Origin of the sequence: Micromonospora citrea (assembly GCF_049629545.1) — a bacterium.
Lineage (GTDB): Bacteria > Actinomycetota > Actinomycetes > Mycobacteriales > Micromonosporaceae > Micromonospora > Micromonospora citrea_A.
Genome location: NZ_JBNADX010000026.1, coordinates 34,439 through 47,498, shown reverse-complemented (window position 1 = coordinate 47,498; position 13,060 = coordinate 34,439). Strand labels below are relative to the sequence as shown.

The window sequence follows — 13,060 nt, the reverse complement described above, 5'->3', positions numbered from 1 at the left end:
TCCGCCCGATCACTCCCCGCCGCCCCGCCGCACCGTCACGGCCGGTCCACCTCGCCCGTCGTGGTCGGTTCGACCCCGGCGGCCTGCGCGGCCGCCGCCTGACGGGCCGCCGCCGCCTCGCGCAGCGCCTGCTTGCGCTCGGCGTACGCCTCGGCGCCCTTGCTGGGCTTGCGGCGCCGCGGCGGGGCGGTGACGCCCGGAGCGAGCTTACGCGCGGACACCAGGAACGCGGTGTGCGCGATCATCCGGTGGTCCGGGCGCACGGCCAGCCCCTCGGCGTGCCAGTCGCGCACCAGCGACTCCCAGGCCCGCGGCTCGGTCCAGCCGCCGCGCTCGCGCAGCGCCTCGACCAGCTCGGACAGCTGCGGGGTGGTGGCCACGTACCCGATGAACACGCCGCCGGGCAGCAGCGCCCGCTCGACCATGTCGAGGGTCTCCCACGGGGTCAGCATGTCCAGGATGATCCGGTCGAAGCCGGTCTCCGGGCAGTCGGCGACGTCACCGACGTGCAGCCGCCACGCCGGGTGCGGGGCGCCGAAGAACGCCTCGACGTTGCGCTTGGCGATCTGGGCGAAGTCGTCGCGCATCTCGTACGAGTGCAGCTCGCCGCCGGTGCCGACGGCGCGCAGCAGCGAGCAGCTCAGCGCGCCGGAGCCGGCGCCGGCCTCGAGGACCTTCGCGCCGGGGAAGATGTCGCCCATGGCCACGATCTGCGCCGAGTCCTTGGGGTAGATCACCTGGGCGCCGCGCGGCATGGACAGCACGTAGTCCGACAGCAGCGGGCGCAGCGCGAGGAACGCGGTGCCGCCGCCGGAGGTGGTCACCACGCTGCCGTCGGGCTGCCCGATCAGGGCCTCGTGCTTGAGGATCCCGCGGTGGGTGTGGAACTCCTTGCCGGGTTCCAGGACGACCGTGTGCATCCGCCCCTTCGGGTCGGTCAGCTGGACCCGGTCGCCGGGGCGGAACGGCCCCCGGTGCACCGGAGGCAGCTCCGGGACGGCGGTGCGTGTGCCGGGCTCGGCCGGGAGTGCGGAGGGATGTACGGTCACCTGTTCATCTTCCGTGTGGGTTCGAGGACCTGTGCCAGATCCGCGATGTGCAGAACGCCGACGACATCTTCGCCTGCCGTCACCACGTACCGTGCGGCCGGGTGCGCCTGGACGACCTCCATCACCCGCTCGCCGTCGAGCCCCGCCGGCAGGGTCGGCAGCTGGTCCAGCGGCCGGGCCACGGCGTCCACCGCCAGCCAGGGCCGCCGCGGCGCGGGTACGGCGTCCGCCGCGGCCGGGTCGACCAGGGCGACCGTACGGCCGGTGGAGTCGAGCACGGTCACGGCCGCGCCGGGCGGCGCCTGCTCGGCGTGGCGCCGCTGCGCCTCGGCCAGCGGGGTGCCGGTGGGCACGCCGAAGACGGGGCGGGCGAGCCGGGACAGGTCGATCGACGGGACGCGGCGGCTGATCCGGGCGTACCGGATGGACTGGCCGGCGCCGCGCCACAGCGTGACGGCGACCAGCAGCATCAGCGGCAGCGCCAGGGGCACCAGGAGCCGCTCGACGGTGAGCAGGACGACCAGCCCGGCGGTGCCGACGGCGACGGCCCGGCCCACCCAGCCGGCGACCTCGGTGGCCCGGTGCCGGTCGCGGGTGAGCGCCCAGACCGCGGCGCGCAGCACCCGGCCGCCGTCCAGCGGCAGCCCGGGCAGCATGTTGAAGATCGCGACGACGACGTTGCTCAGCGCCAGTTGCAGGGCGAGCTGGTGGGCCAGGGTGCCGGTGGGCAGCGCCAGGGTGAGGCCGACACCGACGGCGCCGAGCACCGCGGACACCGCCGGCCCGGCCAGGGAGATCAGCAGCTCCACCCGGGGGTCAGGGGCGTCGGAGTCCATCTCGGTGTAGCCGCCGAGCAGTTCCAGGGTGATCCCGCGCACACCGATGCCGTGGCGGCGGGCGGTCAGCGCGTGGCCCAGCTCGTGCAGCAGCACCGAGCCGAGCAGCGAAACCACGAAACCGAGGCCGATCAGGTAGCCGCCGAGCGGGGACAGCTCGAGCCGGTCCCGGGCGAACTGCGCGTACGTCACGGTGATCAGCAGGGTCAGCAGCAGCATCGAGACGTCGACGCGCAGCGGCACCCCGAACACCCGGCCCACCGTCAGGCCGGTGCGCCGACCGGCGCGACGCGGAGCTCGGGTCGGGGAGTTCACCGACCCGATGCTACGCGGTGCGGATCATGCATCGGTGCGGCGATCACCGGCCTGTCACACCGGTGCCCTAACCTTCGGGGCATGACGGCGGAACCGGTGATCGACCAGCAGGGCACTCCCGGGGCGGGCGCGCTGCCGGTCACCGTCCGGGCGTCGCTGTCGCCGTCGCGGGCGGCCGACTTCAAGACCTGCCCGCTGCTCTACCGCTTCCGCAGCATCGACCGGCTGCCCGAGCGGCCCTCCGTCGAGCAGGCCCGCGGCACCCTGGTGCACGCCGTGCTGGAGCGGTTGTTCGACCTGCCGTCGGCCGGGCGCACCCCCGACGCGGCCGGTGACCTGGTCGCCCCGCAGTGGGACCGGCTGGTCACCGAGCAGCCGGAGCTCGCCGGTCTCTTCGATCCCGACGACGAGGTGGGCACGGCCGAGTTCCTGCGCTCGGCGGCCGCGCTGTTGCAGGGCTACTTCGCGGTGGAGGACCCGCGCCGGCTGGAGCCGGCCGAGCGGGAGAGTCTGATCTCCGCGGTCGTCGACGACGAGTTGCTCATCCGGGGCTACCTCGACCGGCTCGACGTCGCCCCGGACGGCGCGCTGCGGGTGGTCGACTACAAGACCGGCGGGGCGCCCCGAGAGGCGTTCGAGGCCCGCGCCCTGTTCCAGCTCAAGTTCTACGCCCTGGTGCTGTGGCGTACCCGGGGCGTGGTGCCGCGGGTGCTGCGCCTGCTCTACCTCAAGGACGCCGAGGTCTGCGACTACTCCCCCGACGCCGACGAGCTGCTGCGCTTCGAGCGCACGGTGGTGGCGCTCTGGCAGGCGATCGAGCAGGCCACCGCGCGGCAGGACTTCCGCCCCCGGCCGAGCCGGCTCTGCGACTGGTGCAACCACCAGGCGCTGTGCCCGAGCTTCGGCGGGACCCCCCCGCCGTTCCCGGACCGGTCGGCGGCGGCGGACCCGCTGCGCGACGCCCGCTCCCGCCCGGCCACCCCGGGCGCCGACGAGTGAGGCCGGCGGGTGGAGGCGGCTCCTCCCTGAGGATGAGCACCGGATCACCGTCGGCGATGACCGGTCGTGCGGGGGCCGGCGGCTAGCGTCGCGGGTATGACCGATCCACCCGCCCGGTGGTGGCGGGATCGCCCGCTCGCCGGGGATGCCCTCTTCGCCGCCGCCCTGGTGCTGGTGGAGGTCGCGTTCACGCTGCTCACCCCCCGCGAGTTCTGGCCGAGCCGGCTGCCGCTCGGGCTGGCCTGGAGCGTGCTGTGCGCCGCGCCGGTGGCGCTGCGCCGGGTGGCGCCCTGGCCGGCGGTGGGTCTCGCCGTGGCCACCCTGGCCATTCCGGCCTTCCTCGACCAGGCCCCGGCCAGCCAGAGCCTGACCTTCGTCGTGCTCACCTACACGATGGCCGCGCACCGGCCGGCCCGGCCGGCGGCGGTCGCGGCGGTAGTGCTCTGGGTGCCGGTGGTGGCGGCGAACGTACTCGCCCCGGTCGAGAGCGGGTTGCAGGTCGGCCCCGCGTACCTGGTGCTGAACAACCTGCTCACCGCGCTGCTGTCGTACGCGGTGGGGCGGGCGGTGCAGGCACGCCGGTTCACCACCGAGGCGCTGCGGGAGCGGGCCCGGGTCGCCGAGGAGAACCAGCGTTCCCTGGCCGAGCAGGCGGTCGCCGACGAGCGCCGCCGCATCGCCCGGGAACTGCACGACGTGGTCGCCCACCACGTGAGCGTGATGGGCGTGCTGGCCACCGGGGCGCGCCGGGTGCTGCGGCGCGACCCGGGCACCGCCGACGAGGCCCTGGCCACCATCGAGGACACCAGCCGGGTGACCCTGCGGGAGATGCGCCGGCTGCTGGACGTGCTGCGCACCGACGCCGAACCGGCCGCCGACCTGACCCCGCAGCCCGGCCTGGCCGGGATCGAGGCCCTGGTCGAGCAGGTACGCGAGGCGGGGCTGCCGGTCACCCTGCACGTCGAGGGCGATCCCGGCCGGGTGGAGGAGGGGGTGTCGTTGACCAGCTACCGGATCGTGCAGGAGGCGCTGACCAACGCCCTCAAGCACGCCGGGGTGGCGACCGCGCAGGTGCGGGTCACCGTCGACGGCGGGTACCTGACGGTGGAGGTCGAGGACACCGGCCGTGGCCCGGCGCCGGAACCCGACCGGATCGGGCACGGACTTGTCGGCATGCGGGAACGGGTCGCCCTCTACGGTGGGACACTGCGCACCGGCGCCCGCCCGGGCGGCGGCTTCCGGGTTTCGGCCCGGATCCCGGTGGAGCCGGCCGGGACGGTGCCGGCGTGACCGGGACCGCCGGCGGACCACGCGGCGGCACCAGCGACGACGGGGAGAACTCATGAGCGACGGCGCGGCGCCGGCCCGGCCGGTACGGATCCTGCTCGCCGACGACCAGCCGCTGCTGCGCACCGGCTTCCGGATGGTGCTGGGCACCGAGGAGGACCTGGACATCGTGGCCGAGGCGGGCAACGGCCAGGAGGCGGTGGAGCTGTCCCGCCGGCTGCTGCCCGACGTGGTGCTGATGGACATCCGGATGCCACGGATGGACGGGGTGGCGGCCACCCGGGCCATCGTCGACGCCCGGCTGCCGGTGCGGGTGCTCATCCTGACCACCTTCGACCTCGACGAGTACGTGGTGGGCGCGCTGCGCGCCGGGGCCAGCGGCTTCCTGGCCAAGGACGTGCCGGCGGAGGACCTGGTCACCGCGATCCGGACGGTCGCCGCCGGGGAGGCGGTGGTGGCGCCCCGGATCCTCAAGCGGCTGCTGGACCGCTTCGCCGACGTGCTGCCCGATCCGGCGGCGGTCCCGCCGCGGGCGCTGAGCACGCTGACCGAACGGGAGCGGGAGGTGCTGGTCCAGGTGGCCCGGGGCCTGTCCAACGCGGAGATCGCCGCCGAGCTGTCGGTCAGCGAGACCACCATCAAGACCCACGTCGGGCACGTGCTGACCAAGCTGGGGCTGCGCGACCGGGTGCAGGCGGTGGTGCTGGCGTACGAGACCGGGCTGGTGCGCCCGAAGGCGTGACGGCGTCGCGTCGCGTACGCCGGGGGGTGCCGGCGGTGACGACGGCCTGGTTGCCGTCGTCACCTACCGTGACGAAAGACGGCGTGGCGGGGTTGACCATGACGTGGCGTGAGGCCATAGCGTCAGCGGCCGGGCAGGGCCGGGCAGGCGGATCGGGGACAACCCTGAGACGGCATCGGGGCCGACCCGCAGCGGGAAATCCGCCGTGGATCAGTCCCCGGGCGGACGGATCCACGCCGGGGCGCGGCGAGGATGGAACAGCCCCACCGACCAGCGGGGGCGGTGGGGACATCGCAGGCAGACGGAAGAGGTAGATGACGTGACGGCGACGGTAGGCCGCCAGGCACAGGCCGCGGCCCGGGCCAACGACGTGTGGAAGGTGTACGGCAGCGGCGAGGCTCAGGTCGTCGCGCTGCGCGGGGTGAGCGCCGAGTTCGAGCGCGGCCGGTTCACCGCGATCATGGGCCCGTCCGGCTCGGGCAAGTCGACGCTGATGCACTGCCTGGCCGGGCTGGACTCGGTCACCCGGGGCACGGTGTCGATCGGCGAGACCACGGTGACCGGGCTCAACGACGCCGGCCTGACCAAGCTGCGCCGCGACAAGGTCGGCTTCATCTTCCAGCAGTTCAACCTGCTGCCGACGCTGACCGCGCAGGAGAACATCCTGCTGCCGCTGTCGATCGCCGGCCGCAAGCCCGACCCGGCCTGGTACGACACGGTGATCGACACGGTGGGCCTGCGCGACCGGCTGGGGCACCGCCCGGCGCAGCTCTCCGGCGGCCAGCAGCAGCGGGTGGCGTGCGCGCGGGCGCTGGTCGCCCGCCCCGAGGTGATCTTCGCGGACGAGCCGACCGGCAACCTCGACTCACGCTCCGGCGCCGAGGTGCTCAACTTCCTGCGCAACTCGGTACGCGAGCACGGCCAGACCATCGTCATGGTCACCCACGACCCGACCGCCGCCGCGTACGCCGACCGGGTCATCTTCCTCGCCGACGGGCAGATCGTCTCGGAGCTGATCGAGCCGACCGCCGACACGGTGCTGGACACCATGAAGAAGCTCGACACCCCCGCCGAGGTGGCGCGCTGATGTTCCGCGCGACGTGGAAGAGCCTGCTGGCGCGCAAGGTGCGCCTCATCCTCTCCGGCCTGGCGGTGGTGCTGGGCGTCATGTTCGTCTCCGGCGCGTTCGTGCTCACCGACACGCTCGGCCGCTCCTTCGACCAGGTCTTCGCCGACGCGTACGAGGGCGTGGACGTCAACGTGGCCGCCGAACCGAAGGTCGCCCTCAGCGAGATGGAGGGCGAGCAGGTCGGCGCGCCGGTGCCGGCCGCGACGGTGGAGAAGGTACGCGCGGTGCCCGGGGTGGCCGAGGCCACCGGCGTGGTGGCCGCCGACGGGGCCCGGCTGATCGGCAGCAACGGCAAGGTGGTCACCTCGTTCGGGCCGCCGCAGCTGGGCGAGAACTGGCTGGGCGAGAGCGACCTGGTGAAGCTGCGGGAGGGCCGGGAGCCGCGCGCGGACGACGAGATCGTCATCAACGCGGCGCTGGCCCAGGCGGCGAAGGTGACGGTCGGTGACCGGGTCGGTGTGCTGACCCTGCAGCCGAAGAAGGAGTTCACCCTGGTCGGCGTCTTCGGCTACAGCGGTGACCGGGACTCGATCGGCGGGGCGAACGAGATCGCCTTCACCACCCCGGTGGCGCAACGGCTGATGCTCGGCGAGCCGGACGTGTTCAACAACATCAGCGTCAAGGCCGCCGACGGCGTCGACGACGAGACGCTGCGCGACGACGTGGCCCGCGCCCTGGGCGCCGGCTTCGAGGTCAAGACCGGTGCGCAGATGTCGGCCGACGCGTCGGCGGGGCTGAAGGAAGGGTTGTCCTTCTTCAACAAGGTCCTGCTCGGCTTCGCGGCGGTGGCGCTGCTGGTCGGCACCTTCCTCATCCTCAACACCTTCTCGATCATCGTGGCGCAGCGGACCCGGGAGCTGGCCCTGATGCGGGCGATCGGGGCCAGTGGCCGGCAGATCATCGGCTCGGTGGTGCTGGAGGCGATCGCGGTCGGCCTGATCGCCTCGGTGCTGGGGCTGGCCGCCGGCATCGGCGTGGGCGCGCTGCTGGCGTACCTGTTCGGCAAGCTGGCCGGCGGGCTCAGCCTGGCCGGGCTCGGCGTGCCGGCAGCGGCGGTCATCGGGGCGTTCGGGGTCGGCCTGGTGATCACGGTGATCGCGGCGCTGCTGCCGGCACTGCGGGCGGCGCGGATCCCGCCGATCGCCGCCATGCAGGACGTGGCCACCCCGGACCGCCCGTTGACCAAGGTGACCGTGGGCGGGGCGATCGTCACCGCGATCGGGGCGGCGCTGCTCTTCCTCGGGCTCAGCGGCAACGCCGGCGACAACACCCTGTCCACCATCCTCGGCGGCGTGCTGTTCGCCTTCATCGGCGTGGCGCTGCTGACCCCGCTGATCAGCCGGCCGGTGGTCTCCCTGCTCGGGGCGATCTTCGCCTGGTCGGTGCCGGGCAAGCTGGGCCGGCTCAACTCCGGGCGCAACCCGCGCCGTACCGCGATCACGGCGGCGGCGCTGATGGTCGGCATCGCGCTGGTCACCGGCGTGACGGTGATCCTGGACTCGGCCAAGGGCAGCATCAGCGCGCTGGTCGAGGACCAGGTCAAGGCGGAGCTGGTGATCTCCGGAGCGCAGTCCGGCCCACGCCCGCCGAGCTTCGACCCGGCGGTGCTGGAGCAGGCGGCCCGGATCCCCGGCGTGCAGCTGGTCGACGGCGAGTACGGCGACATGGCCAGCATCGACGGGCAGCGCACCTGGGTGGGGGCGTCGAGCAACGTCGCGGCGCTGGAGCGGATGTTCGGGGCGAAGGCCGTCGCCGGTGACATCAGCCGGCTCGGGCCGCAGGAGATGCTGTTCAGCTCCGACACCGCGAAGTCGCGCAACGTGTCCGTCGGCTCCCAGGTCACCGTCCAGCTGTCCCGGGGCGAGGCGAAGCGGTACACGGTCAGCGGGATCTACGAGAGTTCCCAGCTGACCAACCCGGTGGTGCTGCCGCCGCAGGCGACGAAGGACTTCGCCATCCCGCAGCCGATCCAGGGCTTCGTGCAGCTGGCCCCGGGGGCCCGGGTCGCCGACGTGCAGCCGCAGCTCGACCGGCTGCTCGCCGACAGCCCCGAGGTCTCGGTGGCCGACCGGGACGCCTTCATCAAGCAGCAGACCAGCCAGCTGGACACCCCGCTGCGGATGATCCAGATCCTGCTGGCGCTGGCCATCGTGATCGCGGTGCTGGGCATCATCAACACCCTGGCGCTGTCGGTGCTGGAGCGGACCCGGGAGTTGGGCCTGCTGCGGGCGATCGGGCTGCGCCGGGCGCAGACCATGCGGATGATCACCGTCGAGGCGGTGGTGATCTCGATCTTCGGCGCCCTGCTCGGCGTCGTGGTCGGCACCGGCCTGGGCGCGGCGGTCGTCGAGGCGCTCAAGGACGAGGGCATCACCGACCTGGTCCTGCCGTGGGGCCAGATGGCGGTCTTCCTCGGGCTGGCCGCGATCATCGGGGTGATCGCCGCGGTGCTGCCCGCCGTGCGGGCCGCCCGGATCAACGTGCTCGGCGCGATCGCGCACGACTGACCCGGACCCGACGAGGTGCCCCGCCGGCGACGGCGGGGCCCCTCGTCGTGGTCGGTCAGGCCGGCGGCTCGCCGAGCAGCGCCGCCAGCAGCTCCAGGTCCGCCCCGGTCAGGCTCTCCAGCAGGTGTACGCCGTCCGTCGGCGCGAGCGGCACCTCCGCCGGCACGGCCAGCACCGCCGCCCCGGCGGCGAGCGCGCTGGCCACCCCGGTCGGCGAGTCCTCGATGGCCACGCACCGGGTGATCGGCACGTCCAGCAGCCGGGCGGCGGTCAGGTACGGCTCGGGGTGCGGCTTGGTGGAGTCCACCTCGTCGCCGCAGACCACCGCGTCGAAGCTGTCCCGCCCCAGGGTGTCCAGGGCCACCTCCACCAGCGCCCGTCCGCTGGAGGTGACCAGCGCGGTGGGGATGCCGGCGGCGCGTACCGCGCGGAGCAGGGTCAGCGCGCCGGGCCGCCAGCGCAGGCCGGAGCGGAACAGCTCCAGGATCCGCGCGTCGATCCAGGCGGCGCTGACCGCCGGGTCACGGTGCGGCTGGCCGAAATCGTCGTGCACGATCCGCATCGCCTCGGCCATGCTGGTGCCGATCACCGCCCGCCGGGCGGAGTCGGACAGCGCGGCCCCGTACTCCTGCGCCAGCTCGCGCAGCGCGACGTCCCACAGCTTCTCGCTGTCGACCAGGGTGCCGTCCATGTCGAAGAGCACGGCGGCGGGGTGTGAGCTGCTCAGCGGAGCCTCCTCGGACGCGGACGGGTCTGCGCCGGATCCTCTCAGCCGCGCCCGGCCCGCCGCCCGCCCTCCCGGTCCCGGGTGACGCAGTCGACGCGGTCAGCTCAGGTCGCAGGCGTCCAGCCCGCTGCGGTAGCCCCGGAAGAACGAGTCGGTGCGCTGCTCGGCGGTCCCGTGCGAGCCCTCGGCGAACCAGGGCTGGTCGGGGTCGTCGCCGACGGCGAGCAGCCCGTCGCGGAACTCGTCGAGGTCGCCCTTGTCGAGGGCGAGGGTGCCGTCGCGCACCGAGTCGCCGAGGTACGCCCCGGCCATGCAGTCGGCCTGGAGTTCCTGCTGGATCGTGAAGCTGTAGCGGACGCCCAGGCGCACCTGGACGCCGTGGGCGTACTCGTGGCCCAGCAGGTAGAACACGAACGCGTCGCCGACCTGCCGGAACGCGGCCACCGACCAGTTGACGTCGTAGGCGATGAAGTCGCCCTGGGAGCAGTAGACCGCGTTGTTGCGTGGCAGCGGCTGACCGCCGCAGGACAGTTCGCCCTCCCGCTGGTAGGGCACGACCCGGCGGACCGGGCTGAACCGCTGGCCGGAGGCCTGGAACTGGGCCGCCCAGTAGCGCTCGGCGATGTCGACGGCGTCGCTGATGTCGTTCTTGAACTCGGCCACGCTGGTGGTGCCGTCGGCCCGGGTGGTCTGCGGGCCGGGTGAGGACGCCTGCCGGGACTGCTGCGGGCGGGGTTCGGCCGGCTGCGGAGGCCCGCTCTCCCCCACCCCACCGACGGCGCAGCCGACCGCGACCAGGGCTGCCAGCGTGGCGGCCAGCGACCCTCGCGGCTGCCGTCCCGACCGTGCCGTCACCCGTGCCTCCCCTGGCGTGCCTGCGATACGCCCCGCAGTACCCGGGCCGTGTGTCGATCATGCCGGTCGGAGCTCGCGCTGACCATGGCCCGGACGGCGCCGGATCAGGTGGCCCAAGGGACGGGTAGGGCCGCACGGGTCCGGGCCCAGGTGAGGCCGCAGCTACCCGGCTCCGGTGGCGTCGCAGACGGTCCGGTGGCGGTGCCGCCGGCGCACACCGTCCGGCACGCACGGTGACCGCCCCCGGTCACCGCCGGCTCCCGGCCGGCAGGCACCGACACCGTCGTCCCGGTCGGACCACCGCGGTCGTCACTCGTGCTGGCCCCACTGGACGACGGTGCTCTGCGAGACGTGCCGGCCTGCCTCGTACCGATGCTGGTCGCCCAGCGCCGCCCGGGCCGCCCTGCCGTCCTCGGCGGACGACACGCGTTCGCGATCCCGCCAGGCGACCCAGCCGACCGATCCCGCCACCACCGCGCCGGCGACCCCGAGCACCACCCACAGCGTCATGGGTCCAGAGTAGGCGCGGCCGGCTAGGCTACGCCGCCATGACGACGACCGGGTTCGACGCTCACGAGCGGGAGCGGTGGGCGGGGCGCGCGGCGGCGTACACGCGCAGTTTCGCGCGGTGGTGCGCGTACCCGGTCGGGGCGCTGCTGGACGCGGCGGGCGTCGGGGCCGGCACGCGGCTCCTCGACCTGGGCACCGGCCCGGGCACGGTGGCGGCCTCGGCGACCGAGCGGGGCGCGGCGGTGGTGGCGGTGGACGCCGAGGCGTCGATGCTGGCGGCCGCCCGGCGAGCCGTGCCGCCGGCCCGGCTGGTCCGGGCCGCGCTGCCCACCTGCGCCACCGTCGGCTGATCCTGTCCTACCCTCGGCACGTGTCCGGTGCGACCCGGTGGCTCCGACGTCCCCGGTGAAGGCCCCGCCCGGGGCCGGCCGAGAGGAGTGCACGTGAAGTACATGATCATGCTGTACGGGTCGCAGCGGGACTACGACGCGATGGCGGGCCGCCCGGGTGAGGACCCGCCGCCGATGACGCCGGAGCAGGTCGCCGCGATGCACGCCCACATGGAGGCCGTGCACGCCGAGATCGCCGAGTCCGGCGAGCTGGTCGAGGGGCACGGCCTCACCGCCCCGGTGCACGCCCGGCGGATCCGGCTGCGCCGGGGCGCGCCCGTGGTCACCGACGGGCCGTACCCGGAGACGCAGGAGGTGCTGGCCGGTTTCACGATCGTCGACTGCGCCAGCTTCGACCGGGCCACCGAGATCGCCGCCCGGTTCGTCAACCCCGACGCCGAGGGCGAGTACGTCGACGTGCGGCCGGTCGCCGAGGGCATCGAGGACCTGCACTGAGCCCGCCCGCCGTCGAGGACCTGCTGCGCCGGCACGCGCCGCAGGTCCTCGGCGCGGTGGTCCGCCGCTACGGCAACTTCGCCCTCGCCGAGGACGCCACCCAGGAGGCGCTGCTCGCGGCGGCGACCCGGTGGCCGGTCGACGGCGTGCCGGACGACCCGCGCGCCTGGCTGATCACCGTGGCGGCACGGCGCCTCACCGATCTGCTGCGCAGCGAACAGGCCCGGCGGCGACGCGAGGACGACGCCGCCCGGCGGCTGCCGCCCGCACAGTGGCTCGCCGACCCGCCGGACCGGCGGGAACCGGCCGACGACAGCCTGGTGCTGCTCTTCCTCTGCTGCCACCCGCAGCTGCCGCCGGCCGGGCAGATCGCGCTGACCCTGCGTGCCGTCGGCGGCCTGAGCACCGCCGAGGTGGCCCGGGCCTTCCTGGTGCCCGAGGGGACCATGACCCGGCGGATCACCCGCGCCAAGCAGCGCATCCGCGACAGCGGCGTGCCGTTCGCCCTGCCGGCCCGCGCCGAGCGCGAGGCCCGCCTCGACGCCGTCCGGCACGTGCTCTACCTGATCTTCAACGAGGGGTATGCCAGCACCGCCGGTCCCCGACTGCGCCGGGTGGACCTCAGCAGCGAGGCGATCCGGCTCACCCGGATGCTGCACCGGGCGCTGCCCGACGACCCCGAGACCACCGGGCTGTTGGCGTTGATGCTGCTCACCGACGCGCGGGGCCCGGCCCGGGTGGGGCCGGGCGGCGAACTGGTGCCGATGGCCAAGCAGGACCGCCGGCTCTGGCGCACCGACCAGATCACCGAGGGCGTCGCCCTGGTCGAGGCGGCGCTGCCCCACGGCGACGTCGGGCCGTACCAGCTCCAGGCGGCGATCGCCGCGCTGCACGACGAGGCCCCCGACACCGAGCAGACCGACTGGCCGCAGATCGAGGCGCTCTACGGGCTGTTGACGCGGCTGTCCGACAACCCGGTGGTGGCGTTGAACCACGCCGTGGCCGTGGCGATGGCCAAGGGCGAGGCCGCCGGGCTCGACCTGCTCGCCGGGCTGGCCGACGACCCCCGGATCGCCGACGACCCCCGGCTGCACGCCGCCCGCGCGCACCTGTGGGAGCGGGCCGGCCGGCTCGACGCGGCGCGGACGGCGTACGAGCAGGCGGCCCGACGATCCATGAACCTGCCGCAGCAGCGCTACCTGTACGGCCGGGCCGCCCGCCTAGCCACCCCGGACTGAGCCGGCCGGCTGCGCCCCCAC

13 protein-coding genes are annotated in these 13,060 nt (G+C 74.3%); 8 read left to right on the top strand and 5 right to left on the bottom strand.

All coding sequences use genetic code 11. The annotated features are described in order from the left end of the window. Positions 1-35: 35 nt before the first annotated feature. Together ACPFP2_RS24065 and ACPFP2_RS24060 are read right to left on the bottom strand one after the other, a co-directional pair. Positions 36-1,049, bottom strand: a complete 1,014-nt coding sequence (locus ACPFP2_RS24065; RefSeq protein ID WP_424091645.1) for a tRNA (adenine-N1)-methyltransferase — start codon at positions 1,047-1,049, stop codon at positions 36-38. Continuing rightward, positions 1,046-2,137 (bottom strand): M50 family metallopeptidase, encoded by a 1,092-nt coding sequence (locus ACPFP2_RS24060; RefSeq protein ID WP_424091735.1) that lies wholly within the window; start codon positions 2,135-2,137, stop codon positions 1,046-1,048. Before ACPFP2_RS24060 ends, ACPFP2_RS24065 begins: the two co-directional genes overlap by 4 nt. A gap of 144 nt (positions 2,138-2,281) precedes the next feature. On the opposite strand from ACPFP2_RS24060, the gene ACPFP2_RS24055 reads away from it, so the two are divergent. From ACPFP2_RS24055 to ACPFP2_RS24035, 5 genes are all read left to right on the top strand, one after another. After that, complete coding sequence (locus ACPFP2_RS24055) at positions 2,282-3,199, top strand: RecB family exonuclease (RefSeq protein ID WP_424091644.1); 918 nt, start codon at positions 2,282-2,284, stop codon at positions 3,197-3,199. Between the two features lie 96 nt (positions 3,200-3,295). Next, positions 3,296-4,489, top strand: a complete 1,194-nt coding sequence (locus ACPFP2_RS24050; RefSeq protein ID WP_424091642.1) for a sensor histidine kinase — start codon at positions 3,296-3,298, stop codon at positions 4,487-4,489. Positions 4,490-4,541: 52 nt separating this feature from the next. Next, the gene (locus ACPFP2_RS24045; protein ID WP_424091640.1) at positions 4,542-5,228 is read left to right on the top strand and encodes a response regulator; all 687 of its coding nucleotides are present in this window, start codon (positions 4,542-4,544) and stop codon (positions 5,226-5,228) included. A 319-nt stretch (positions 5,229-5,547) separates the two neighbouring features. Continuing rightward, positions 5,548-6,315, top strand: a complete 768-nt coding sequence (locus ACPFP2_RS24040; RefSeq protein WP_424091638.1) for an ABC transporter ATP-binding protein — start codon at positions 5,548-5,550, stop codon at positions 6,313-6,315. Next, positions 6,315-8,864 carry an ABC transporter permease gene (locus ACPFP2_RS24035; RefSeq protein WP_424091636.1) on the top strand — a complete coding sequence of 850 codons (2,550 nt, stop codon included), beginning with the start codon at positions 6,315-6,317 and terminating at the stop codon, positions 8,862-8,864. Before ACPFP2_RS24040 ends, ACPFP2_RS24035 begins: the two co-directional genes overlap by 1 nt. Before the next feature lie 55 nt (positions 8,865-8,919). Here the strand turns inward: ACPFP2_RS24035 and ACPFP2_RS24030 are convergent, their stop codons facing one another. From ACPFP2_RS24030 to ACPFP2_RS24020, 3 genes are all read right to left on the bottom strand, one after another. Further along, positions 8,920-9,567, bottom strand: a complete 648-nt coding sequence (locus tag ACPFP2_RS24030) for an HAD family hydrolase (protein ID WP_424091634.1) — start codon at positions 9,565-9,567, stop codon at positions 8,920-8,922. Positions 9,568-9,690: 123 nt separating this feature from the next. Continuing rightward, positions 9,691-10,446, bottom strand: coding sequence for a neutral zinc metallopeptidase (locus tag ACPFP2_RS24025; RefSeq protein WP_424091632.1), 756 nt, complete (start codon positions 10,444-10,446; stop codon positions 9,691-9,693). A gap of 309 nt (positions 10,447-10,755) precedes the next feature. Further along, positions 10,756-10,956 (bottom strand): hypothetical protein, encoded by a 201-nt coding sequence (locus ACPFP2_RS24020; protein WP_424091630.1) that lies wholly within the window; start codon positions 10,954-10,956, stop codon positions 10,756-10,758. Positions 10,957-10,994: 38 nt separating this feature from the next. On the opposite strand from ACPFP2_RS24020, the gene ACPFP2_RS24015 reads away from it, so the two are divergent. From ACPFP2_RS24015 to ACPFP2_RS24005, 3 genes are all read left to right on the top strand, one after another. Then, positions 10,995-11,306, top strand: a complete 312-nt coding sequence (locus ACPFP2_RS24015) for a methyltransferase domain-containing protein (protein ID WP_424091629.1) — start codon at positions 10,995-10,997, stop codon at positions 11,304-11,306. 102 nt (positions 11,307-11,408) lie between these two features. Beyond that, a complete protein-coding gene (locus tag ACPFP2_RS24010; protein WP_424091733.1) occupies positions 11,409-11,801 on the top strand; it encodes a YciI family protein in 393 nt (130 codons plus the stop codon). Continuing rightward, positions 11,798-13,039, top strand: a complete 1,242-nt coding sequence (locus tag ACPFP2_RS24005; RefSeq protein ID WP_424091731.1) for an RNA polymerase sigma factor — start codon at positions 11,798-11,800, stop codon at positions 13,037-13,039. The genes ACPFP2_RS24010 and ACPFP2_RS24005 overlap by 4 nt, the downstream gene beginning before the upstream one ends. The last annotated feature ends 21 nt before the right edge of the window (positions 13,040-13,060 follow it).

What these genes read in the sequence shown, in the direction of transcription:
- ACPFP2_RS24055 (WP_424091644.1), top strand. Translation starts at nt 2,282, where the DNA reads ATGACGGCGGAACCGGTGATCGACCAGCAGGGCACTCCCGGGGCGGGC.
- ACPFP2_RS24050 (WP_424091642.1), top strand. Translation starts at nt 3,296, where the DNA reads ATGACCGATCCACCCGCCCGGTGGTGGCGGGATCGCCCGCTCGCCGGG.
- ACPFP2_RS24045 (WP_424091640.1), top strand. Translation starts at nt 4,542, where the DNA reads ATGAGCGACGGCGCGGCGCCGGCCCGGCCGGTACGGATCCTGCTCGCC.
- ACPFP2_RS24035 (WP_424091636.1), top strand. Translation starts at nt 6,315, where the DNA reads ATGTTCCGCGCGACGTGGAAGAGCCTGCTGGCGCGCAAGGTGCGCCTC.
- ACPFP2_RS24020 (WP_424091630.1), bottom strand. Translation starts at nt 10,956, where the DNA reads ATGACGCTGTGGGTGGTGCTCGGGGTCGCCGGCGCGGTGGTGGCGGGA.
- ACPFP2_RS24015 (WP_424091629.1), top strand. Translation starts at nt 10,995, where the DNA reads ATGACGACGACCGGGTTCGACGCTCACGAGCGGGAGCGGTGGGCGGGG.
- ACPFP2_RS24010 (WP_424091733.1), top strand. Translation starts at nt 11,409, where the DNA reads ATGATCATGCTGTACGGGTCGCAGCGGGACTACGACGCGATGGCGGGC.